General features: G+C 67.8%; 1 pseudogene. It reads right to left on the bottom strand.

The window, feature by feature from the left end:
- Nucleotides 1-246 (bottom strand): annotated as a pseudogene (locus EE949_RS10515) (response regulator transcription factor); the annotation flags it as partial.
- Nucleotides 247-283: the final 37 nt, after the last annotated feature.

Below are 283 nucleotides of genomic sequence, written 5' to 3'. Positions count from 1 at the left end.
GACCGCCAGCAACTCGAATTCGCGCTTCGTCAGATCGAGCGGACGGCCGGACAGGGACGCCTGATACCCCGGCACGTCGATGGTGAGCGGCCCGATCGTGGAGGCCGTGGTGGCCGGTCCGGACGCGGGGGTGCTTCCGCGCCGACGCAACATCGCGTTGATTCGGGCGACCAGCTCGGCGAGGACGAACGGTTTGGTGAGGTAGTCGTCGGCTCCGGATTCGAGCCCGGCAATGCGGTCGTTCACGGAGCTGCGGGCGCTGAGAACGCAGATGGGGATGTCG

It is taken from the genome of Pseudomonas viridiflava (genome assembly GCF_900602065.1).
GTDB lineage: Bacteria > Pseudomonadota > Gammaproteobacteria > Pseudomonadales > Pseudomonadaceae > Aquipseudomonas.
The sequence above is the reverse complement of the archived record's forward strand: the minus strand, read 5'-3'. Positions and strand labels throughout refer to the sequence as shown.